Origin of the sequence: Nocardioides sp. (assembly GCF_030655615.1) — a bacterium.
Classification (GTDB): domain Bacteria; phylum Actinomycetota; class Actinomycetes; order Propionibacteriales; family Nocardioidaceae; genus Nocardioides.
Genome location: NZ_JAURVJ010000114.1, coordinates 16,838 through 39,731 on the forward strand (window position 1 = coordinate 16,838; position 22,894 = coordinate 39,731).

The window sequence follows — 22,894 nt, forward strand, 5'->3', positions numbered from 1 at the left end:
GCCTAGGCCGCGCTCCGCACCCGCTCTCCACGGTGGTCGAGCCGGGCGGGCGCCGGCGAGCCCGCGCCCCCGCACCCGACGCACCCGACGCACCCGACGCACCCGACGCACCCGACGCACCCGACGCACCCGACCCGAGGCCACAGCTGGGCGACCGGCAGGAAGGCGCCCTGACCGCAGACCCATGCCCACCACAGGGCGCACGGAGCCCCGGGCCGGCCCTGCGACTCGGCGGCCGACACCCGGACCGGCGGCAGGAGTACCAGGCGGAGTCGGCCGCGAGACGCGGCCGGCCAGAGGCGACCAGTCCTACCAGTGCTCCATGGAGCTCCGGAAGACGCCGGCCAGGTCGTCGCCCGTGACCAGTTTGGGCGCGGTGGCGAGGAGCCGCTCCTGCTTGAGCGCCCCCTCGACCAGCCCGTCGACGTCGCCGCCGCCGTAGCCGACCTCGGCCAGGCCGTTGGGGATGCCGACGTCGCGCATCAGCGTCGACAGGACGTCGGGGAGCACGTCCGGGCCGGTCGCGGACGACGACAGCGTCGGGTCGAGCATCCGCGCGGCCGCGAGGTGGCGCTCGGGCGCGGCGTCGAAGGTGAAGCGGAAGGCCTCGGGCGCCGTGAGGGCGACCGCCATGCCGTGGGGCACGATCGGCTCGTCGGGCGGGTAGCCGTCGGGCCGGTAGTCGCGGACCCGGCCGGCGATGGGGTAGGCGTTGGCGTGGGGCACGTGGACGCCGGCGTTGCCGAAGCCCAGCCCGGCGAACGTCGCCGCGAGCGACATCTGCTCGCGGGCCGTGGCGTCGGCCCCGTCGGCGACGGCGGCCCGGAACGAGCCGGCGAGGAGGGCCATCGCCTTCTCCGACCACAGGTCGGCGATCGGGTTGGCCCCGCAGTAGGGCACCCGCTGCTCGGGCTGCTTGGCGTCGAAGTCGCCGTACCAGCGCGCGGTGTAGCTCTCGAGCGCGTGGCAGAGGATGTCCATCCCGGCCGCCGCCGTCACCATCGCGGGCTGGGTCAGGGTCAGCGACGGGTCGACGACGGCCATGGTCGGCCGCAGCCGCGGGTGGCTGATGCCGGTCTTGACGTGCAGCGACAGGACGTCGAGCACGCAGATCGTCGTGCTCTCGCTCCCGGTGCCCGTCGTGGTGGGGACGGCGACCAGCGGCAGCAGCGCGTCGACGGGCGCCTGCGCCTTGCCGACCGGGGCGTTGATGTAGTCCATCAGCTCGCCGGGGTTGGTGGTCAGCAGGTTGACGGCCTTGGCGGTGTCGATCGACGAGCCCCCGCCGACCGCCACGATCGCGTCGAACGGTCCGGCGTCGCGACCGAACGCGATCGCGTGGCTCAGCGACTCGTCGGTCGGCTCGACCCGAGCGGCGTCGTAGGTCGTCACCTCGAGGCCGCGCGCCTGCATCTGCTCGGCGATCCGGGCCGGGTGCCCGGTCGCGGCGACGCCGGGGTCGGTCACCAGGAGGACGCGGCGCACCCCCAGGACCGCCAGGTCGTGCCCGATCTCGGCGGAGGCGCCGGAACCGAACTTGAGGGCCGGGGACGCATAGGTGAAGACGGTCTCGCTCACTCCGTCACCCTAGGGCGTCACGATGCCTCAGGGGAGCCTGGGACCGGGGTCACTTGCGCCGTCCTGGAGGGCTACTTGAGCCTGCCTTGAGGTCAATCACAGGAGCCGTCGGACGGGCGTCATTGTCAACAAACTCTGTTACCCCGTTCAGGTTGAACTGTGTCGCAGGCGCGTGGGTTACTGGCTGGAAGATCGGTCCGAGATCCGGTTCCACACGGGCGGACTCGGCGTACAGGGGGACAGAGACGATGTCGGTTGAGACGACTGCGTCACGTCCGGCGGGCAAGTCCGCCGCGGCGGCGGCGATAGGCGTCCTGACGACCCTTGTCCTCTTCGTCGTGGTGATCCTGGCCTTCGTGGTCGCCCCGCTGCTCCTGCTGGCCGCGGCCCTGGCGGTCTACCTCGTCCTCCGTCCGACCTCCGAGTCGACGCCCACCCCGACCGCCGTCGGCGTCGCCCCCACCGCCACCGCCACCCACGGGTTCGGGTCGGGCGTCCGGTGAGCGGCACGGCGACCCGCTCGGTCCCGCGGCTCTCCGACGGTGTCGAGAACGAGCTCGGGCACGCGCTCCCCGAGGGCATCTGCCGCACGTTCCGCGTGATGCCCTACGCCCACCACCAGGGCCGCATCCTGGTGGCGGTCACCGACGCCGAGGACGCGATCGCCGAGCACGTCGTGGCCGAGCGCCTCGACCGCCCCGTCGTCCTGGTCCGCCACACGGCCCACGAGATCAGCGACGTCATCGACCAGGCCTACCCGCCGGTCGAGGCCGAGGTCGAGTCCCCCCAGGCCCGCCGGGCCCGGATGCAGATGACCCGGATGCTCACCCGCAGCGGCCTGGTGACCTCGGCGCAGATGCAGCGCGCGATGCTCGAGTACTCCCGCACCGGCGACCCGCTGGGCGACATCCTGGTCTCCCACGGGTCGATCTCCGAGGACGTGCTCGTCGCCGCCCTCTCCGAGATGCACCAGCTGCAGCGCGTCGGCCTGGTCGGCTTCGAGCCCGACTACGACATCGCCCGCCGCCTGCCCGAGAAGACCGTGCGGACCCTGCAGGCCATCCCGGTCGCCGAGACCGAGGGCGAGGTCCTGGTCGCGGTCGCCCGTCCGCTGTCGCCCGCCGACGCCCGCGAGGTCGAGGACCTCCTGGGCCAGCCCTTCCGCCAGCTGCTCGCCAACCGCAGCGACCTCGACCAGCTCATCCAGCGCATCCACAGCCACCACTACGTCGACGTGTCCACGCGGTTCCTCAAGGACAACTTCCCGGAGCGCTCGGCCCACGTGGTCGTCACGCCGGCGCAGAAGGCCCTCTTCCTCGTCGCGGTCGTCGCGGTCGTCGTCTGCGCCGCGTTCTGGCCGACCGCCACCGCCACCGCCGTGATCGGGGCCGGGACCCTGCTCTACCTCTTCGTGGCGCTCTACCGCGTGCGGCTCACGCTCCACGCCCTGGGGGCCCGCCTCGAGACCGACGTGACCGACGAGGAGATCGCGGCGCTCGACGAGCGCAACCTGCCCGTCTACACGATCCTGGTGCCGCTCTACCGCGAGGCCGCGATCGTGCCGCGGCTCATCCGCGACATCGACGCGCTCGACTACCCGCGCACCCGGCTCGACGTCAAGCTCCTCTGCGAGGCCGACGACCTCGACACGATCGACAAGATCAAGGAGCTGGCGCTCCCGCCCCACTACCACCTCGTGGTGGTGCCCGACAGCCAGCCCAAGACCAAGCCCAAGGCGTGCAACTACGGCCTGCAGCTGGCCACCGGGTCGCTCACCGTGATCTACGACGCCGAGGACCGCCCCGACCCCGACCAGCTCAAGAAGGTGCTCGTCGCCTTCGAGCGGGTGACCGACGACGTGGTGTGCGTCCAGGCCAAGCTCAACTACTACAACCAGGACCAGAACCTCCTCACGTCCTGGTTCGCCAACGAGTACTCCATGCAGTTCGAGCTGGTGCTGCCGGCGATGGGTGCCTCGGAGTCCCCGATCCCGCTGGGCGGCTCGTCCAACCACTTCAAGACCCACGTCCTGCGCGAGATCGGCGCCTGGGACCCCTACAACGTGACCGAGGACGCCGACCTCGGCATCCGTCTCCACCGCGAGGGCTACCGCACCGCGCTGGTCGACTCGACGACGCTCGAGGAGGCCAACTCGCAGGTCGGCAACTGGGTGCGCCAGCGCTCGCGCTGGAACAAGGGCTACTTCCAGACCTGGCTGGTGCACATGCGCCACCCGTTCCAGCTGCTCCGCCAGACCGGTCTCAAGGGCTTCGTGTCGTTCAACCTGACGATGGCCACGGCTCTCGTCCTGCTCATGAACCCGATCTTCTGGGCCCTCACCAGCGCCTACCTGCTGACCGAGTGGTCGGTCATCGAGGCCGTCTACCCCGCCCCGGTCTTCTACGCGTCGAGCCTGATGCTCGTCGTCGGCAACTTCGTCTTCGTCTACCTCAACGTCGCCGGCAGCCTGCAGCGCGGCGAGTTCGGTCTCACCCGGACCGCGCTGCTCTCCCCCATCTACTGGGGACTGATGAGCTATGCCGCCTGGCGCGGCTTCATCCAGCTGTTCACCAACCCGTTCTACTGGGAGAAGACCGAGCACGGCATCGACGAGGCACCCGCGCCATGACCTCCGAGGCCACCGAGACCACCGACGCCTCAGACGCCGCCGGCACCGCCGGGGCCACGGAGACCGCCGGGTCCGCGGTGACCGCCGGCGCCGGTGCGCGCGCGACGGGGGTGGCGACGGCGACCGAGTCCCCCGCCGCCGACACCTCGCTCCGCGGCCGCTCCTCGGGCGTCGTCCAGGCGGTCGGTCGCCGACCCGCCGACATCCGGCGCCGCCCGTGGGAGAGCCTCGCGATCTTCGTGGTCTTCGCCGTCTCCTACTCCGTGCTCGGCCACTGGCTGGTCGTCGACCTCCACGTCGTGGGCTTCGAGACCCTCGACCGCTGGGCGCGCGCCCTCATGGTCTCGACCAACGACCCGCCCAAGCTCGCCGCCGTCGGCTTCGACCTCCCACCCCTGTCGGTGCTGTTCCTCGCCCCGTTCGCGGTGGTCCCGGCCCTGACGAAGACGCTGGCCGTGGTCCCCGTCGTGTCGGCCGTCTTCGCCGGCTTCACGATGGTCACCGTCAACACGATGATGCGGCGCGCACAGGTCGTCATCGCCGTCCGGCTGGCCGTGCTGGCCGCGCTCGGCCTCAACCCGCTCGTGGTCATGTACGCCTCGACCGGTGGGCGGAGCTTCCTGTGGCTCGCGCTCGTGCTCGCCGCCCTGGGCGCGATCTTCGCCTGGTACGTCACCGCCGACATCCGCTTCGTGATGGTCGCCGGGGTGGCCTTCGCCGTCGCGACCCTCGCCGGCTACGGCAGCCTCGTGTGGTTCCTGGTCAGCCTCGTCCTGGTCGCGGTGATCCTCGCCCGCCTCGGCGCCGACGGCACCGAGGTCGAGGGCACCACCGTGGGCCTCGCGTCCCCGACCGTCTACGTGGTCGCGCTGTGGTCGGCGTTCAACCTGGCCATCCTCGGCGCGCCGTTCCACTGGGTGACCGAGAGCAGCGACGTGGGGACGTCCGGCGGTGTCTCCGACCTCTCCTTCCTCGAGATCCTGCGCGGGACCGGCGAGCTCGTCCTCGACGGCGCCCCGATCGCGATCGTCGTGCTGCCGGCCCTGCTCTTCACCGGCGTCGCGCGCCGCAACGGCTTCGCGCTCTGGCTCGGCATCCTGCTGCTCGTCACGATCCTCACCCCGGGCGTGGCGGTCCTGGTGCACCTGACCGACTCGCCGCTCACGATGGACAACGCCCTGCCGATGCTGCTCGTCTCCGTGGTCGGGGCAGTCTGGCTGGCGCGCTCGACCGTGCAGGGTCCGGGGCTGGTGGCCGCCGCCCTCGCCGCCGGTCTGGCCCTGAGCATCCCGTGGACCTTCTCCTCGATGGAGACCTTCCGTCACCAGGGCCTGGAGCGTGCGTTCCACGACGCCATCACCACGGGAGAGACCCAGGAGGGCACCCGCACCCTCGACGGGTCCTACGTCGGGTACGGCCTCGAGCAGGAGGTCGCCGACTACATCTCCGACCACGTCGACGGCCGGGGCTCGGTCCTCACCGACAACGCCTCCACCTACGCCGTGGTCCTGCTGACCGGCGCGCCCGAGCTCTTCCTCGACCGGGTCGACCGGTCCGACGACGACTGGGCCGAGGCCGCCGAGGCCCCCGCCGACCACGTCGACTACCTGCTCCTCTCCACCGACACCGCCCGCGACGCCCTGAGCCGCCGCTACCCCGAGGCCGCCGCCGGCGACGACCTGGTCCTCGAGCAGGTCTTCGCCAACGACCGCTACGTCCTGGTGAAGGTGCCCGACGACTACCGCTACGGCGACCAGCTGCCCGACGACCTCGACGCCGACGGCAACGGGGTCCTCGACAGCGAGGAGTCCGCCGACCCCGACGGCGCCCTCGACGAGGGCGGCGTGGGTGGCGTCGTCGGCGAGGGACCCGCAGACAGCACCGACAGCACTGCCGACGAGCAATCAGGAGGCACGCCATGATGCAGAAGAAGCCGTCCGTGATCGGGATCGCGCCCTCGGTCGCCGACATCAAGTCCGCACGCACCCGGGTCGGCAAGGTCGACTTCGGCACCAGTCTCAGTGCGCGCTTCTCGGAGGAGGAGCCCGACGGCACCCTCGACGAGATCGACGCCCCGCCGCCGGCCGCGCCGGCCGAGGCCCCCGAACCCGAGCCCGCGGACGACCCGTCCCACGAGGCCCACCTGGCTGTCGACGCCCTCGACGGCGAGACCCGGGCCGCCGCGCGCAGCACCGGGGAGATGCTCGAGCGGCTGATGTCGCTGATGGCCAAGGACACCCAGGACACCCAGGACACGCTCGACACCCAGCACACACCGCCGGAGGCGTTCGCCGTGCCCGACCCGACCTCGCCGAGCTTCTCGACCGGACCGACCCCGGCCCGTCCCGGGCGTCCCGACGAGGCCGTCGGCCGCACCGTGGCCGAGGTCGCCGAGTCGCTGATCGCCGCGATGCGGCGCGTCAACGAGGCCCACGAGCGTCACGTCGTGGCGCTCGAGCTCGAGACCGCGCGCCGCTGCGAGCTGCTCACCTCCCAGGCCGACCTCGACGCCGAGCTGATCCGGCTGCACGCGCGGCGCGACGCGCACGCCATCGTGTTCGCCGCCCGCTCGCGCACCGGCGAGGTCGACATCGACCTCCACGAGAGCGAGCAGCTCGAGGAGATCGGCGAGACGTTCTCCCGCTTCGCCGAGACGATCGAGACGACCGTCGCGTCGCGACGGCCGTTCCCCGACTTCCCGCAGGACTCGTGAAGCTGCCGCACACCCGCCCCGCCCTCCCGGCCGTCGCCCTGGGCCTCCTCCTCGTCCTGGTGCCGTCGGCCTGCAGCAGTGGCAGCTCCTCGGCCGGGTCCGCAGCGGAGCAGCCCTCGTCCGGTGAGCCGTCGCCCCTCCTCGGCGACGGCCCGGCCGCCGGTCCCGGCACGCCGGCAGCCCTCGACGAGGACCTCTTCAGCGTCGAGTCGCCGTGGAACGTCGCGGTCGAGGACGCCCCGGTCGACCCCGACTCGGCGGCCCTGCTCGACCAGTCCCTCCTGCGGACCCTCGAGGGACCCGACGGCGTCGTCAACGAGCGCGCCGTCGCCAACGTCTACCTCGACGTGCGCGAGGGCGGTCCGACCGTGGTCGCCGGAGGAGTCCCCACGGTGCTGACCTGCCGGCAGGACCGCTGCGGCGACGGCACGGGCGAGCTCACCGTCCCGGTTCCCGACGACGTCGACCCCGACCCGCTGCAGGACGGGCGCTTCACCGTCCTCGACCCGGCCACGCGTACCGGCTACGACCTGTGGCGCGCCCGGCGCGAGGACGACGGCACCATCTCCTACTACTTCCTGCGCCGGTGGGACCTCGACGGCCCGGGCTTCAGCCGGCCCTACGTCGAGGGGGCACGGGGCTCGGGCCTGCCGCTGTTCGCGGGCCTGGTCCGGCCCGACGAGCTCACGTCGTGCCGGATCGACCACGCCCTGGCCCTCAGCGTCCCCGGTCCGGCCGCCGGCTCCTTCGTGCAGCCCGCGTCGTCGACCGACGGCGACAACACCGGTGTCGCGGTGCCCGAGGGCGCCCGCCTCCGCCTGCGGCCCGACTTCCTCGCCGAGGCCCCGGTCGACCCGGTCACCGGCAGCACCCTGCCGTTCGACGCGGCCCAGCGCGACCGGGCCGACTGCATCGTCACGGCGCTGCAGCGCTACGGCGCCTTCGTGGTCGGCCGGGCCGACGTACCGACCCTGCACGTGCAGTCCGCCGCCGGCGACGCCGACGACGAGGCGACCGGGCTCACCGGCGACGAGCTGCTGAGCCTGGGCCTCGACGACTTCGAGGTCCTCGACCTCGACGGCCTGACGCGCTACCCCTACCCCGACCCGACCGACCCGACCGACCCGACCGACCCGACCGACCCGACCGAGGACGACCGATGACCGCCGCCCCCGCTCAGGGCCGCTCCCGCCGGTGGATCGCGGCCGGCCTGGCGCTGACCCTCGGCATCGGCCTCGCCGCCTGCAGCACCACCGACGACGACCTCGATCCCGCCGTCCCGTCCCAGGAGGTCCGGTCGATCAACCGCGCCGGGGTGGCTCCGGCGGGCGGCGACCAGGCTGGGTCCTTCGAGACGCCGGTCCCCCTCGACGAGCGGCCCGAGCCGACCCAGGGCCTCGTCGAGGTCGACGGCGACCCCGACACCCTCACCTCCACCGCCCGCACCTCCTTCGCCGACCGGGCCGACGACGTCACGGTCTCCCAGGAGTCCAACGGCGCCACCTTGGCGTTCGAGAGGCTGTGCGCAGGCGAGGTCGACGTCGTCGACTCGAGCCGCCCCATCACCGCCGACGACTACGCCGCGTGCCAGCGCAACGGGTTCGGTGTCGTCCGGCTCCGGGTGGCCGCCGACGGCGTCGTCCTCGCCGTCAGCAGCCGCACCGACGTCGGCGCCGACTGCCTCTCGGTCGACCAGCTCCGCACGGCGCTCGAGGCGGGCTCGACCGTCAGCACCTGGTCGCAGCTCGACCCCGCGCTCGACGACGTCGCGTTGCAGGTCGCCGGCCCGTCCGCCGGAACGCCCGTCGCCGACACCGTGGCCCGCACGGTGCTCTCCCTCCCCGAGACGTCCGGCTCCGACCTCCGCGACGGCTACACCGCCGCCGAGACGGAGGACCAGACCCTCGAGCTGGTGGCCGGCTCCGAGGACGACCAGGTCGACGAGCTCTACCTCGCGTCCCTCGAGGCCGAGCACGGCAAGCTGCAGGCCGACCTCAAGGCCGCCTGGGCCGCCTGGGCCGAGGCCGGGTCCGAGCTCGAGGCCGCCGTCCTCGAGCAGCGGCGAGGCGTCCGCGACGGCCACACCCCCGCCGCTCGCGCGGCCGAGGACGCCCGGGTCCGCACCGCCTCCGCCCGTCGCACCCGGGCGATCGAGCGCGTCGCCGCGGCCCGGACGGCGTTCCGCCCGGTCGACCGCACCTACCTCGACCTCGTCGACCGTCAGCGCCGGGCCGAGGAGCAGCGCGGGCGGGTCGGGCTGTTCAGCCAGGCCTATTACGCCGCCCACGCCGAGCTCCTGCGCCCGTTCGAGATCGACACCGACCCGGGCGAGGGGCGCGACTGCGTACTCCCCGACGTGCCGTCCGTCCTCGACGGCGACTACCCGCTCTCGCGCCAGCTCGAGCTCACCGTCACCACCCGGTCCTGGCAGCGTCCCGAGGTGCGCGCGTTCCTCACCGACTACCTCGAGCACAGCCAGGACCACGCCGCCCAGGCCGGCCTGGTGGCACTCCCCGACGCTGACGTGGCCCGTCAGCTCGCCTGGCTCGACGGGGACCCGCCGCGGTTCGTGGCCGAGGACGGCCGGGTCGAGGAGGTCCCGGAGGACGAGCCGGCGACGACCATGCCCACCACGCCGCCGGTGCAGGTCCCGGCCCGCTGAGCCCTAGCCGGCGGTGCGGAGGACGTCGAGCACCGTGGGCACGACCGGCACCGCGCCCGACTCGACGTCGGCGACCCGGACCCACTCGACGGCGTCGGTGGTGCCGTCGACCTCGACCGTGAAGGTGGCGTCGGGCGCCATCGTGGCGTCGTACACGAGGCCGACCGTCTGGACCTCCTCGTCGCGCCCGTTGGGCGCGGTGCCCCGCACGGTCTCGGTGGTCGTGGCGACGAGGCCGCCGACCGTGCAGGTCGCGCCGGTCTCCTCGCTGACCTCGCGTGCGACGGCGCCGGCCGGGTCCTCGTCGAAGTCGACTCCCCCACCGGGAAGCGACCACAGGCCGGTGTGGAAGCCACGCGGGGAGGTGCGGGTCAGCAGCACGGCGTCGTCCGGGTCGCTGCGCCGGACGAGGGCGTAGGCCGCGACCCGCTGCCAGCGGTAGGGCCGGTAGGCGTCGAGCGCCTCCTTGACCATCGCCACGGTGGGGACGCTGCCGTCGCGCACCCCGCTGATCGGTCGCCAGGCCGCCTCGATGGTGGAACCGTCGACCTCCACGACCTGCGGCTCGGGCGCGTCGACCGGCACCCACCCGTCATAGACGATGCGCAGCGAGTGCGCGTCGACGCGGCGACCGCGGCGCCAGGTGTCGGGCAGGTGCAGCGAGAAGGTCCGGGCGGTGTCGCCGATGGTGACGTCGAGACCGGTCTCCTCGTGCACCTCGCGGACGACCGCGTCGCGCGGGTCCTCGCCGTGGTCGAGGCCACCGCCGGGCAGGGTCCACAGCTCGCTGCGCGAGACGCGCGGCGCCAGGCGGCTGAGCAGGATCTGACCGTCGCGCACGATCACGGCGTAGGCCGCGACCCGCTGCACCCGGTTTCCTGACATGCCCTCAACCCTATTCAACGGCGGGGGACCACGTGGGGGTGACGGCGGAACGGGGCATCCCGTCGAGGGCGTAGGAGGTCTGCCGGTCGAGCGCGTCGCCGCCCAGGTGGGCGGGGTGCCACGGCGCCCACTCCCCGGGCCGGGGCCGGTGCTCGGGCAGTCGCTGCAGCCCGTCGAGGGTCGCCTGGAGCGTCGTGCCCAGCCGGCGGGTCGTCCCGACCAGGTCGGCGTCCGGCGGCACCCGCCAGGGCGCGCCGACCACCACGTCGACGGTGCGGCCGCGCGCGACCTCGGGCCTCGGGAAGGGCGCGTCGAGGGACCGCTTCTGCCCCCACAGCCGCTGCCCTCCCCAGACGGTCACGGGCACGAGGGGAGCCCCGGTCTCGCGGGCCAGCGCGACCGCGCCGGGCATCATCGCGCGCACGGCGTACGCCGCCGAGATCCCGGCCTCGGGGAACACGCAGACGACCTCGCCCTCGCGCAGCAGGCTGCGGGCGCGCAGGTAGGCCGCCGCGGGCGCCTCGCGATCGACCGGCACGTGCCGCATCGTCTCCATGAGCCGGCCTGCGGGCGAGTCCCAGATGTCGGCGCGGCACAGGAACCGGACCAGGCGGCCGGTGCCGAGCAGGGCCTGGCCGACGTAGAGGAAGTCGGGGAACGAGACGTGGTTGCACGCCAGCACGACCGGGCCGTCGGCTGGCAGGTGCTCGGCACCCTGGGACCGCACCCGGAGGTCGAGCCCACGCAGGGCGACCTTGCCGGCCGCGATCACGGCGCGGTAGGTCCGATCGGTCACGTCGGTTGTTCGGAGACGTTCAGGCGAACGGCGGGCGGTGGTCGACCGCGAGCGACCGGCGACCGGCCCAGCGCCACACGCGGGCGGCGCGGTCGCGGTCCTCGTCGGTGACCAGGTTGCCCATCCAGCGCAGGGCCAGGGTCATCAGCCAGTCCGAGCGCATCCCGGCGGGACCGAGCGCCGGCAGCAGCCGCGGCACGGTCACCAGACCGGCGAGGCGGCGGGCGATCGAGAACGACTCGCCGTAGTGGTCGCGCAGCAGCGCCGGCCACGCCAGGTCGAGCTCGTCGCGCTCCTGCATGACCTCGACCAGCAGGCGCCCGGTCTCGAGGCCGTAGTCGATGCCCTCCCCGTTGAGCGGGTTGACGCACCCGGCGGCGTCGCCGATCAGCGCCCAGTTGCGGCCGGCGACGTTGCTCACCGCGCCGCCCATCGGCAGCAGCGCCGACGTCTTGGCCCGGATCGGCCCCTCGAGCTCGAACTCCTCGCGGCGCTCCTCGGCATAGAAGTCCATGAGCGGCTTGATCGCGATCTCGGCCGGTCGCTTGGCGGTCGCGAGCGTGCCGACGCCGAGGTTCACCTCGCCGTTGCCGAGCGGGAAGATCCAGCCGTAGCCCGACAGGATCCCGCCGTCCTGGCCGCGCAGCTCGAGGTGGCTGCTGATCCACGGGTCGTCGGACTGGGCGCTCGCGACGTAGGACCGCCCGGCGACGCCGTAGACCGTCTCGCGGTGCCACTCCCGGCCGAGGACCTTGCCGAGCGGCGACCGGACGCCGTCGGCGACCACGAGGCGCCGGCAGCCGATCTCGAACGTCTCGTCGCCCTGCTTGAAGACCACGGCGGTCACGCGCGCACCGTCGCGTCGTACGTCGACCGCGCGGGCAGCGTCGACAGCCGTCGCGCCGCTCTTGATCGCGGTGGTGCGCAGGTGGTCGTCGAGCTCGGTGCGGGGCACCGCACTCCCCCAGTCGGGCAGCGTGCCGCCCGGCCACGGCAGCAGCAGCGTCTGACCGAAGCCGTGGGCGCGCAACCCCTGGTTGACCGTGCGGGCCCGCAGCCAGTCCTCGAGCCCCAGCCGCGACAGCTCGTCGACCGCGCGCGGGGTCAGGCCGTCGCCACAGGTCTTGTCGCGGGGGAACACCGCCGCGTCCGCCAGCACCGTGTCGAGCCCGGCCCGTGCCGCCCACGCGGCCGCAGCCGACCCCGCAGGACCCGCCCCCACGACCAGGACGTCGGTCTCCGTCGGCACGTTGCTCACCCCTCGATTGTCTCAGGCCCCGCCTCACCCTCCTGAATTGCCGCGTGGGTGGCGGGTGCGGGTGGGGCTGGGGGTCAGCCGGCGCGGTGGAAGGGGCGGTGGCCGATGAGGTGGACGCCGGCCTTGGCGCAGCCCGTCGTGCGGTGCGGGACGAACTGGGACACCGTCGAGTCGGGGACGTAGACGCGGAACCCGTCGACGGCGGTGGGGCGGCAGGCGCGGCGCGGGTAGTTGCCGGCGACGACCTCGTCGACGCGGCTGGCGACGCTGTCACCGGGGTCGAGGACGACGGTACGGACCCGGCCGCCGTCGCGCTCCGCGCTGGCGCCGACCTGCGTGCCGTTGCCGTGCCCGACGTAGGACAGGCCGCCGTAGCCGCGTACGAAGCACGTCCGGTCCGACGTCACGGTCAGCCGGATCACGCCGTAGCGGTGGCCGGCCCCGGCGTCGGTGGCGCGGTAGGACGCCGTGAGGTCGCGGTTGGCGCACTCGGGCGGCTGCGCGTGGGCGACGCCCGCGGTGCCCACGACGGCGCCGCTGGCCGCCAGCGCGAGTGCGGCGGTGGTCGTGGCGATCTTGGCCTTGAGGTTCATGGTGGTGGTCCTCCCTGTCGGCTCCCGTGCGGAGCCGTCAGGGGTGGGACCGGCAACCGCCCCTCGAAGTTGCCGCCCGCACCTGAGAAGACCCGAAAAAGCACGGTGACCCGTCGCGGCTGCGCGACGGGTCACCGTGTGTGGTGCTAGTTCTGGTACGACCCGAAGTCGAAGTCGTCCAGCGCGACTGCCTGTCCGGCATTGCCGAACTCGTAGTCGTAGGAGTCGTAGCCGGTGACGGAGTAGGCCGCGGCGCGGGCCTCCTCGGTCGGCTCGACCCGGATGTTGCGGTAGCGCTCCAGGCCGGTACCGGCCGGGATGAGCTTGCCGATGATCACGTTCTCCTTCAGGCCGCGGAGGCTGTCGGAACGACCGTGGATCGCGGCGTCGGTGAGCACCCGGGTGGTCTCCTGGAAGGAGGCCGCCGAGAGCCACGACTCCGTGGCGAGCGACGCCTTGGTGATGCCCATGAGGACCGGGCGACCCGAGGCCGGCTTGCCGCCCTCGGAGACCACGCGGCGGTTCTCCTCCTCGAACTTCACCCGGTCGACCAGGTCGGACGGGAGCAGGTTGGTCTCGCCCGACTCGATGACCGTCACGCGACGCAGCATCTGCCGCACGATGATCTCGATGTGCTTGTCGTGGATCGACACGCCCTGCGAGCGGTAGACCTTCTGGACCTCGTCGACGAGGTGCTCCTGCGCCTTGCGGACACCCAGGATGCGCAGGACGTCCTGCGGGTCCTCGGTGCCGACGATCAGGCGACGGCCGACCTCGATGTGCTCGCCGTCGGCGACCAGCAGGCGCGAGCGCTTGCTGACGGGGTACTCCTGCACCTCGGAGCCGTCGTCGGGCGTGACGAGGATCTTGCGAGCCTTGTCGGTCTCGTCGATCTCGACCCGGCCGGCAGCCTCGGAGATCGGCGCGCGACCCTTGGGCGAGCGGGCCTCGAAGAGCTCGACCACGCGGGGCAGACCCTGCGTGATGTCGTCGGCCGAGGCCGAGCCACCGGTGTGGAAGGTACGCATGGTCAGCTGCGTGCCGGGCTCACCGATCGACTGGGCGGCGATGATGCCGACCGCCTCACCGATGTCGACGAGCTTGCCGGTGGCCAGCGAGCGGCCGTAGCACTTGGCGCACGTACCGGTCTTGGCGTCGCAGGTCAGCACGGAGCGGACCTTGACGGTCGGGATGCCCGACGCGATCAGCTCGCCGATCTTGACGTCGCCCAGGTCGCCGCCCGCCTCGACCAGCACGTCGCCGGTCTCGGGGTGGACGACCTCGGTGGCCGCCGAACGCGCGTAGGCCGCGGTCTCGGCGTTCTCGTCCTTGCGGACGACACCGTCGTCGCCGACGACACCGATCACCTTGGGCAGACCGCGCTCGGTGCCACAGTCGTCCTCGCGGATGATGACGTCCTGCGACACGTCGACCAGACGACGGGTCAGGTAGCCCGAGTCGGCCGTGCGGAGCGCGGTGTCGGCCAGGCCCTTGCGAGCACCGTGGGTGGCGATGAAGTACTCCAGGACGGTCAGGCCCTCCCGGAAGTTGGACTTGATCGGCCGCGGGATGATCTCGCCCTTGGGGTTGGCCACGAGGCCACGCATGGCCGCGACCTGCCGGATCTGGTTCATGTTTCCGGAGGCACCCGAGTCGACCATCATGTAGATCGGGTTGGTGCGGTCGAAGTTGGCCTCCATGGCCTCACCGACCTTGTTCGACGCCTCGGTCCAGATCTCGATGAGCTCCTGGCGACGCTCCTCGTCGGTGACCAGGCCGCGCTCGAACTGCTTCTGGATCTTGGCCGCCTTGCCCTCGAACTCGGCCAGGATGACGGCCTTGTCGTCGGGGGTCGTGACGTCGTCGATCGAGACCGTGACGCCCGAGTGGGTGGCCCAGTAGAAGCCGGTGTCCTTGAGGGCGTCGAGCGAGGCGGCGACCTCGACCTTGGTGTAGCGCTCGGCGAGGTCGTTGACGATCGCGCCGAGGGCCTTCTTGCCCACCTCGTAGTTCACGAAGGGGTAGTCGGCCGGCAGGGTCTCGTTGAAGAGGGCCCGGCCCAGCGTCGTGTCGAGCGTCAGCGTCTTGAGCGTGCCGTCGAACTCGGCGTGCTCCATCGGGGGCACGACGTCGTCCATCCGGATCTTGACCTGGCTCTGGAGCGAGATCTCGTGCTTGTCGAACGCCATGATCGCCTCGGCGACCGAGGAGAACGCGCGGCCCTCGCCGCCACCCCCGTCACGGTCGGACGTCATGAAGAACAGCCCGATGATCATGTCCTGGGTCGGCATGGTGACCGGCCGGCCGTCGGACGGCTTGAGGATGTTGTTGGTCGACAGCATCAGGATCCGCGCCTCGGCCTGGGCCTCGGCCGACAGCGGCAGGTGCACCGCCATCTGGTCACCGTCGAAGTCGGCGTTGAACGCCGTGCAGACGAGCGGGTGGATCTGGATGGCCTTGCCCTCGATCAGCTGGGGCTCGAAGGCCTGGATGCCGAGGCGGTGGAGCGTGGGTGCACGGTTGAGCAGCACCGGGTGCTCGGTGATGACCTCTTCGAGCACGTCCCAGACCTCGGGGCGTACGGCGCGCTCGACCATCCGCTTGGCGGACTTGATGTTCTGCGCGTGGGAGAGGTCGACGAGCCGCTTCATCACGAAGGGCTTGAACAGCTCGATCGCCATGTTCTTGGGCAGACCGCACTGGTGCAGCTTGAGCTGCGGGCCCGAGACGATGACCGAACGGCCCGAGTAGTCGACGCGCTTGCCGAGCAGGTTCTGCCGGAAGCGACCCTGCTTGCCCTTGAGCATGTCGGACAGCGACTTCAGCGGCCGGTTGCCCGGGCCGGTGACGGGACGACCGCGGCGACCGTTGTCGAACAGCGAGTCGACGGCCTCCTGGAGCATCCGCTTCTCGTTGTTGACGATGATCTCGGGCGCACCGAGGTCGAGCAGCCGCTTGAGGCGGTTGTTGCGGTTGATGACGCGTCGGTAGAGGTCGTTGAGGTCGGAGGTGGCGAAGCGGCCACCGTCGAGCTGGACCATCGGGCGCAGGTCCGGCGGGATGACCGGGACGGCGTCGAGCACCATGCCGCGCGGCTCGTTGCCGGTCTTGCGGAACGCGTCGACGACCTTGAGGCGCTTGAGGGCGCGGACCTTCTTCTGGCCCTTGCCGTTGGCGATCGTGTCGCGCAGCGACTCGACCTCGGCCTCGATGTCGAAGCCCTCGAGGCGCTTCTGGATCGCCGTGGCGCCCATGTGGCCCTCGAAGTACTTGCCGAACCAGTTCTTCATCTCGCGGTAGAGCAGCTCGTCGCCCATGAGGTCCTGGATCTTGAGCGTCTTGAAGGTGCTCCAGACCTCCTCGAGCCGGTCGAGCTCGCGCTGCGCACGGTCGCGCAGCTGCTTCATCTCGCGCTCGGCACCGTCGCGCACCTTGCGGCGCTGGTCGGCCTTGGCACCCTCGGCCTCGAGAGCGGCCAGGTCGTCCTCGAGCTTCTTGGTGCGGTCCTCGAGGGAGCCGTCACGGCGCTTCTCGAGCATCTCGCGCTGCTGCTGCACCTTGGCCTCGAGCGAGGTCAGGTCGCGGTGGCGAGCGTCCTCGTCGACGGCGGTGATCATGTAGGCCGCGAAGTAGATGACCTTCTCGAGGTCCTTCGGGGCGAGGTCGAGCAAGTAGCCCAGCCGCGACGGGACGCCCTTGAAGTACCAGATGTGGGTCACCGGGGCGGCGAGCTCGATGTGGCCCATCCGCTCGCGGCGGACCTTGGAACGGGTCACCTCGACGCCGCAGCGCTCGCAGATGATGCCCTTGAAGCGCACGCGCTTGTACTTGCCGCAGTAGCACTCCCAGTCCCGGGTGGGACCGAAGATCTTCTCGCAGAAGAGACCGTCACGCTCGGGCTTGAGCGTCCGGTAGTTGATCGTCTCCGGCTTCTTGACCTCGCCGTGGCTCCACGTACGGATGTCGTCCGCGGTGGCCAGGCCGATCTTGAGCTGGTCGAAGAAGTTCACGTCGAGCACGATGGCTGCAACCCTTCGTAGTTCTTGAAGTAAGGAAGTTGGTGGGGGGCGGAGGCCGGCGGGTGGTCAGGGACCACCCGCCGGCGACTCACACCTCTTCGACCGAGCTGGGCTCGCGGCGGGACAGGTCGATGCCGAGCTCCTCGGCGGCGCGGAAGACGTCCTCCTCCGCGTCACGGAGCTCGATCTGCGAGCCGTCCTGGCTGAGCACCTCGACGTTGAGACACAGCGACTGCATCTCCTTGACGAGCACCTTGAACGACTCGGGGATGCCCGAGTCGGGGATGTTCTCGCCCTTGACGATGGCCTCGTAGACCTTGACGCGACCGGGCACGTCGTCGGACTTGATCGTGAGCAGCTCCTGCAGGGCGTAGGCGGCGCCGTAGGCCTCCATCGCCCAGACCTCCATCTCGCCGAACCGCTGGCCACCGAACTGGGCCTTACCGCCCAGGGGCTGCTGCGTGATCATCGAGTAGGGGCCGGTCGAGCGTGCGTGGATCTTGTCGTCGACGAGGTGGTGGAGCTTGAGGATGTACATGTAGCCCACGGATACCGGGTCGTTGAACGGCTCGCCGGAGCGGCCGTCGAACAGGTTGGCCTTGCCGGTGCCGTCGATCATCCGGACGCCGTCGCGGTTGGGGATCGTCGAGCCGAGCAGGCCCGTGATCTCGTCCTCGCGCGCACCGTCGAACACCGGGGTGGCGACCTTGGTGCCGGGCTTGGCCGTCGCGGCGTTGATGTCGATCAGGCGCTGCTTCCAGTCGGTCTTGCCCGGCTGGTCGCTCAGGTCGATGTCCCAGCCCTGCTTGGCGAGCCAGCCCATGTGGAGCTCGAGGATCTGGCCGATGTTCATCCGGCGCGGCACACCGAGCGGGTTGAGCACGACGTCGACGGGGGTGCCGTCCTCCATGAACGGCATGTCCTCGATGGGCAGGATCTTGGCGATGACGCCCTTGTTGCCGTGGCGACCGGCGAGCTTGTCACCGACGGAGATCTTGCGCTTCTGGGCCACGTAGACGCGGACCAGCTGGTTGACGCCGGGCGGCAGCTCGTCGCCGTCCTCGCGGTCGAAGACCCGGACGCCGATGACGGTGCCGGACTCGCCGTGGGGGACCTTCATCGACGTGTCGCGGACCTCGCGCGCCTTCTCGCCGAAGATCGCGCGGAGCAGCCGCTCCTCGGGGGTCAGCTCGGTCTCGCCCTTGGGCGTGACCTTGCCGACGAGGATGTCACCGGTGGTGACCTCGGCGCCGATGCGGATGATCCCGCGCTCGTCGAGGTCGGCCAGCATCTCCTCGGAGACGTTGGGGATGTCGCGGGTGATCTCCTCCGGCCCGAGCTTGGTGTCGCGGGCGTCGACCTCGTGCTCCTCGATGTGGATCGAGGTGAGGACGTCCTCCTGCACCAGGCGCTGGCTGAGGATGATCGCGTCCTCGTAGTTGTGGCCCTGCCACGGCATGAACGCGACCAGCAGGTTGGTGCCCAGCGCCATCTCGGCGTTGTCGGTGCACGGACCGTCGGCGATCGGCGAGCCGACCTCGACCCGGTCGCCCTCGGCGACCAGCGGGCGCTGGTTGATGCAGGTGCCCTGGTTGGACCGGCGGAACTTGGCCAGCTTGTAGGTCGTGTAGGTGCCGTCGTCGTTCATCGTCTCGACGAGGTCGGCGGACACCTCCTTGATGACACCGGCGTGGTCGGCGACGACCACGTCACCGGCGTCGACCGCGGCCCGGTACTCGATGCCCGTGCCGACGAACGGGCTGTCGCTGGTGATCAGCGGGACGGCCTGGCGCTGCATGTTGGCGCCCATGAGCGCACGGTTGGCGTCGTCGTGCTCGAGGAACGGGATGAGGGCGGTCGCGACCGACACCATCTGGCGCGGCGAGACGTCCATGTAGTTGACCTCGGCGGCCAGGATCTCGGAGACCTCGCCGTCGCGCTGGCGCACGAGAACGCGCTCCTCGACGAACTTGCCCTGGGCGTCGAGGACCTGGTTGGCCTGGGCGATGACCTGGCGGTCCTCGTCGTCGGCGGTCAGGTAGTCGATCTGGTCGGTGACCGAGCCGTTCTCGACCTTGCGGTAGGGCGTCTCGACGAACCCGAACGGGTTGATCCGCCCGTAGGAGGCGAGCGAGCCGATCAGGCCGATGTTGGGGCCCTCAGGGGTCTCGATCGGGCACATGCGGCCGTAGTGCGACGGGTGGACGTCGCGGACCTCCATGCCGGCGCGGTCACGGGACAGACCACCGGGGCCCAGCGCCGAGAGCCGACGCTTGTGCGTCAGGCCGGCGATGGGGTTGGTCTGGTCCATGAACTGCGAGAGCTGCGAGGTGCCGAAGAACTCCTTGAGCGCCGCGACGACGGGGCGGATGTTGATCAGCGACTGCGGCGTGATCGCCTCGACGTCCTGGGTCGTCATCCGCTCGCGCACGACGCGCTCCATGCGGGCCAGACCGGTGCGGAGCTGGTTCTGGATGAGCTCGCCGACCGTGCGCATGCGGCGGTTGCCGAAGTGGTCGATGTCGTCGGGGCCGACCTCGATGGTGCCGCCCGGCGCCTCGGCGGTCTCGCGGCCGTCGTGCAGCGCGACGATGTACTTGATCGCGTTGACGACGTCGGAGATCGTCAGGGTCTGCTTGTCGAAGGCCTCGACCAGACCGAGCTTCTTGTTGATCTTGTAGCGACCGACCTTGGCCAGGTCGTAGCGCTTGGGGTTGAAGTAGTAGTTCTTCAGCAGCGTCAGCGCGGCCTCGCGGGTCGGCGGCTCGCCCGGGCGCAGCTTGCGGTAGATGTCGAGCAGCGCGTCGTCGGGACCCTGGGTGTGGTCCTTCTCCTCGGTGAGCTGGATCGACTCGAACTGACGCAGCTCCTCCATCACGGCCTCGTAGTCGTAGGCCTCGCCGGTGTCCTCGGCGACGGCCTGCAGCGCCTTGAGGAGCACGGTGATGTTCTGCTTGCGCTTGCGGTCGAGGCGGACGCCGACGAGGTCGCGCTTGTCGATCTCGAACTCGAGCCAGGCGCCGCGCGAGGGGATCAGGCGCGAGGTGTAGATGTCCTTGTCGGACGTCTTGTCGGCGGTGCGCTCGAAGTAGACGCCCGGGCTGCGGACCAGCTGGGAGACGACGACGCGCTCGGTGCCGTTGATGACGAAGGTGCCCTTGGGGGTCATCAGGGGGAAGTCGCCCATGAAGACGGTCTGGCCCTTGATCTCACCGGTGTCGTTGTTGGTGAACTCGGCCGAGACGTAGAGCGGGGCGGAGTAGGTGAAGTCCTTCTCCTTGCACTCGTCGACGGAGTACTTGGGGTCGTAGAAGACCGGGTTCTCGAACGAGAGCGACATCGTCTCGGAGAAGTCCTCGATCGGCGAGATCTCCTCGAAGATCTCGGTCAGACCCGACTTGCGGGACGTGTCCTCGCCGGCGGCGAGGCGCCGCTCGACGACGGCGTCCCAGTTGGCGTTGCCGACGAGCCAGTCGAAGGCGTCGGTCTGCAGGGAGAGAAGCTTCGGAACCTCGAGGGGCTCGTCGATCTTCGCGAACGAGATGCGGCGGGGGTTGCCGATGTTGCCGGGGGTGGTGCTGGAACCAGACGTGCTGCGCGCGGCCAAGAGAGATCCTTCGACGTCAGTCGCGGTGAGGAGCGCCAGACCACCACAACATCGCCACCGGGCAGGCAGATGCGTATCTGAGGGCAGGCGCAATGCGCCACGATACACGAATCTCGGGCGCGCTACAACGTCAGCGTGCGCCGCAAAGACGAGCGTGGGTCGATGATGAACCCCGAGGGGCCCGTGGGTCAAGCGTGTCGGGCGTTTCCACAGGTACGACCACCGGCGGCTAGTCGCCGCAGGTGCCGCCCGGGGAGGTGACGAGGCAGTCGACCAACCACGAGCCGTCGACGTCGAGCATCCGAACGGTGACCTGGTCGCGCGAGACGACGTCCTTGGACACGTTGCGGGTGGGCCGGTTGACGAAGACCAGCACGTCGACCCGGTCGTCGCCGGTGCGCACGATCCCGGACGAGACCACCTGGGCGGTGACGATCGTCTGGGACTTGGGCGCGTTCTCCTCGATGACGGCGAAGTTCTTGTCGTACTCGTCGGCGTAGGCCGGGGTCATGAACGACGTCGCCGCCGCCCGGCTCTTGTCGAGGGTGCGGTAGTCGTAGGACAGCACCGGACCGATCGCCGTCTCGGCCGCCGCTCGGGCGGCCTGGACCTGGCGGGCGTCGGGAAGGCCGTCGTCGTCGGCCGCGGCCGGTGCGGTCGAGCCGCCCCCTGCCACGAGGGCCACGACGGTCGCGACGACCAGGACCAGCGCCACGATGCCGAGCCCGACGGCGAGGGCGACACGACTGGTGCCGGGCTCGCCCTCGTCCCCCGCCTCAGCCGTACGTCGGGTGCGCACCCTGACCGCGGTGTCCGGCGCGGCCGAGGCGCCGGTCGGGGTCTCGGGGTCGACGACGTCGGTGGAGCCGCCGAGGTCGTCCTCGTCCGGGTCCTGGGCCGCCAGGTCGGCGTCGTGCGCGGCGCGGCGCTCGGGGTCGAGCAGCACCTCGGCGGCGCGGTTGCGCTGCTTGAAGCGGCGGTCGGTGGGGTCGAGCCCCGCGACCGACTCCTGCCACGCGGCCCGGATCTCGTCGGCTGTCGCGGTCTCGTCGACGCCGAGGACGTCGTACCAGCTCGGGGTCACTGGATCGCCGCCCATCCACCGAGCGCGTCCACCAGGTTGTTGCTGGCCGCGGCGACCGCTCCTCGTTGCGTGGCGCAGTCGGCAGAGGCCCCGCTGACGCAGGTGGGGTCGAGGGCCACGACGGCGGCGTCGACGTTGGCGGCGGCGACCTGCGTGGCGCTGACCAGGTCGGCGATGGCGGCCGGCGGGGCGCCGGCGAAGACCTTGCTGTCGGGGTTGCTCGCGCCCTTGAGGCTGTTGGACAGGCTGCGGGCGGCGTCGCCCACCGCGGCGGGGGCCGCCGCGCACGCGGCGTCGTCAGCGGGGGCCGCGGTCGGGAAGCCGCAGCCGGAGAGTGCGTCGAGCGCGACGGAGAGGCTGTCCTGCCGGTTGGCGACGATCTCGGCGTAGCGCTCCACGACGCCCGACGAGGCGGCTCCGCTCGGGTCGCTGCTCGGGTCGCTGCTCGGGTCGACCGTCGAGGGGGCCGTGGGGTCCGCGGGCGCGTCGGTCGGCTCGCCCTCGACCTCGCCCTTGACCGGGGTGAAGTCGTCGACGAGCCAGGTGCCCTCGGTCTTGACCAGCCGCACCTCGTAGCGGAACAGGAGCGGCTCGTACTCGATCCGCCCGTCCTTGGTCGGGTCGGGGTAGGACTGGCTGATCGAGCCGGTGACGAGCACGGTGGCTAGGTCGGTGTCGATCGAGTCGGTGCCGGTCGCGTAGAGCTGGATGGTGCGCGCCAGGCCGGCCTGGGCGACGCTCTGCTCGGCGAGGGTGACCTGCTTCTCGAACTCGACGTCGAGCTTGGGCGTGATCATCTCCTTCACCCGTTCGACGTAGCCCGGCATCTTGTTGCTCTTGTCGAGGTCCTTGGGACCGTAGGTGTTGATCCGGATCATGAACTGGTTGGCCTGGCTCGCCACGAGCTCGCGGGTGCGGGTGTCGTCGACGGTCGGCTCGGCGGCCGTCTCGTCGTCACCGGTGAAGACCTGGCCCACCCGGTCCCCGAACGATCCCGAGGTGTCGGCGTAGCGCACCCCCAGCACGACCAGGCACACCACGATCGCGACGGCGAACACCGCGGACAGGAT

At 71.3% G+C, this 22,894-nt stretch carries 15 protein-coding genes; 6 read left to right on the forward strand and 9 right to left on the reverse strand.

All coding sequences use genetic code 11. The annotated features are described in order from the left end of the window. Positions 1-309: 309 nt before the first annotated feature. On the reverse strand, positions 310-1,578 hold the full coding sequence (locus Q7T52_RS09475) for a hydroxyacid-oxoacid transhydrogenase (protein WP_304801791.1): 1,269 nt from the start codon (positions 1,576-1,578) through the stop codon (positions 310-312). Between the two features lie 248 nt (positions 1,579-1,826). Between Q7T52_RS09475 and Q7T52_RS09480 the strand changes: the two genes are divergently transcribed. From Q7T52_RS09480 to Q7T52_RS09505, 6 genes are read left to right on the forward strand one after another with little or no spacing between them, the layout of a single operon-like run. Further along, on the forward strand, positions 1,827-2,081 hold the full coding sequence (locus tag Q7T52_RS09480) for a hypothetical protein (protein ID WP_304801794.1): 255 nt from the start codon (positions 1,827-1,829) through the stop codon (positions 2,079-2,081). Beyond that, positions 2,078-4,207 (forward strand): glycosyltransferase, encoded by a 2,130-nt coding sequence (locus Q7T52_RS09485; protein ID WP_304801797.1) that lies wholly within the window; start codon positions 2,078-2,080, stop codon positions 4,205-4,207. The genes Q7T52_RS09480 and Q7T52_RS09485 overlap by 4 nt, the downstream gene beginning before the upstream one ends. Beyond that, the gene (locus tag Q7T52_RS09490) at positions 4,204-6,129 is read left to right on the forward strand and encodes a hypothetical protein (protein WP_304801799.1); all 1,926 of its coding nucleotides are present in this window, start codon (positions 4,204-4,206) and stop codon (positions 6,127-6,129) included. The genes Q7T52_RS09485 and Q7T52_RS09490 overlap by 4 nt, the downstream gene beginning before the upstream one ends. Next, positions 6,126-6,920, forward strand: a complete 795-nt coding sequence (locus tag Q7T52_RS09495; protein ID WP_304801801.1) for a hypothetical protein — start codon at positions 6,126-6,128, stop codon at positions 6,918-6,920. The genes Q7T52_RS09490 and Q7T52_RS09495 overlap by 4 nt, the downstream gene beginning before the upstream one ends. Continuing rightward, positions 6,917-8,083 (forward strand): hypothetical protein, encoded by a 1,167-nt coding sequence (locus tag Q7T52_RS09500; RefSeq protein ID WP_304801804.1) that lies wholly within the window; start codon positions 6,917-6,919, stop codon positions 8,081-8,083. The genes Q7T52_RS09495 and Q7T52_RS09500 overlap by 4 nt, the downstream gene beginning before the upstream one ends. Further along, a complete protein-coding gene (locus tag Q7T52_RS09505; protein WP_304801807.1) occupies positions 8,080-9,582 on the forward strand; it encodes a substrate-binding domain-containing protein in 1,503 nt (500 codons plus the stop codon). Before Q7T52_RS09500 ends, Q7T52_RS09505 begins: the two co-directional genes overlap by 4 nt. Before the next feature lie 3 nt (positions 9,583-9,585). Here Q7T52_RS09505 and Q7T52_RS09510 read toward each other — a convergent pair whose 3' ends face one another. The 8 genes from Q7T52_RS09510 to Q7T52_RS09545 all read right to left on the reverse strand — a co-directional run bounded on the left by Q7T52_RS09510 (position 9,586) and on the right by Q7T52_RS09545 (position 22,882). Next, positions 9,586-10,467 carry an NUDIX domain-containing protein gene (locus Q7T52_RS09510; RefSeq protein WP_304801809.1) on the reverse strand — a complete coding sequence of 294 codons (882 nt, stop codon included), beginning with the start codon at positions 10,465-10,467 and terminating at the stop codon, positions 9,586-9,588. 10 nt (positions 10,468-10,477) lie between these two features. Then, positions 10,478-11,263 carry a 1-acyl-sn-glycerol-3-phosphate acyltransferase gene (locus tag Q7T52_RS09515; protein WP_304801812.1) on the reverse strand — a complete coding sequence of 262 codons (786 nt, stop codon included), beginning with the start codon at positions 11,261-11,263 and terminating at the stop codon, positions 10,478-10,480. Positions 11,264-11,282: 19 nt separating this feature from the next. Beyond that, positions 11,283-12,521: a geranylgeranyl reductase family protein gene (locus tag Q7T52_RS09520; RefSeq protein WP_304801814.1), complete on the reverse strand. Its 1,239-nt coding sequence runs from the start codon at positions 12,519-12,521 to the stop codon at positions 11,283-11,285. 74 nt (positions 12,522-12,595) lie between these two features. Next, entirely contained in the window at positions 12,596-13,114 is a 519-nt protein-coding gene (locus Q7T52_RS09525) for a DUF4232 domain-containing protein (protein WP_304801818.1), read from the reverse strand. Between the two features lie 146 nt (positions 13,115-13,260). After that, positions 13,261-17,133 carry a DNA-directed RNA polymerase subunit beta' gene (locus tag Q7T52_RS09530; RefSeq protein WP_304801821.1) on the reverse strand — a complete coding sequence of 1,291 codons (3,873 nt, stop codon included), beginning with the start codon at positions 17,131-17,133 and terminating at the stop codon, positions 13,261-13,263. A gap of 88 nt (positions 17,134-17,221) precedes the next feature. Continuing rightward, positions 17,222-20,740 (reverse strand): DNA-directed RNA polymerase subunit beta, encoded by a 3,519-nt coding sequence (rpoB, locus tag Q7T52_RS09535; RefSeq protein ID WP_304801824.1) that lies wholly within the window; start codon positions 20,738-20,740, stop codon positions 17,222-17,224. A gap of 229 nt (positions 20,741-20,969) precedes the next feature. Then, on the reverse strand, positions 20,970-21,839 hold the full coding sequence (locus Q7T52_RS09540; protein ID WP_304801828.1) for a DnaJ domain-containing protein: 870 nt from the start codon (positions 21,837-21,839) through the stop codon (positions 20,970-20,972). Next, on the reverse strand, positions 21,821-22,882 hold the full coding sequence (locus Q7T52_RS09545; protein ID WP_304801830.1) for a hypothetical protein: 1,062 nt from the start codon (positions 22,880-22,882) through the stop codon (positions 21,821-21,823). The genes Q7T52_RS09540 and Q7T52_RS09545 overlap by 19 nt, the downstream gene beginning before the upstream one ends. Positions 22,883-22,894 lie beyond the last annotated feature (12 nt).

Coding starts and splice junctions, on each gene's coding strand:
- Q7T52_RS09540 (WP_304801828.1), bottom strand. CDS start 21,839: ATGGGCGGCGATCCAGTGACCCCGAGCTGGTACGACGTCCTCGGCGTC.
- Q7T52_RS09490 (WP_304801799.1), top strand. CDS start 4,204: ATGACCTCCGAGGCCACCGAGACCACCGACGCCTCAGACGCCGCCGGC.
- Q7T52_RS09495 (WP_304801801.1), top strand. CDS start 6,126: ATGATGCAGAAGAAGCCGTCCGTGATCGGGATCGCGCCCTCGGTCGCC.
- Q7T52_RS09510 (WP_304801809.1), bottom strand. CDS start 10,467: ATGTCAGGAAACCGGGTGCAGCGGGTCGCGGCCTACGCCGTGATCGTG.
- Q7T52_RS09480 (WP_304801794.1), top strand. CDS start 1,827: ATGTCGGTTGAGACGACTGCGTCACGTCCGGCGGGCAAGTCCGCCGCG.
- Q7T52_RS09525 (WP_304801818.1), bottom strand. CDS start 13,114: ATGAACCTCAAGGCCAAGATCGCCACGACCACCGCCGCACTCGCGCTG.
- Q7T52_RS09505 (WP_304801807.1), top strand. CDS start 8,080: ATGACCGCCGCCCCCGCTCAGGGCCGCTCCCGCCGGTGGATCGCGGCC.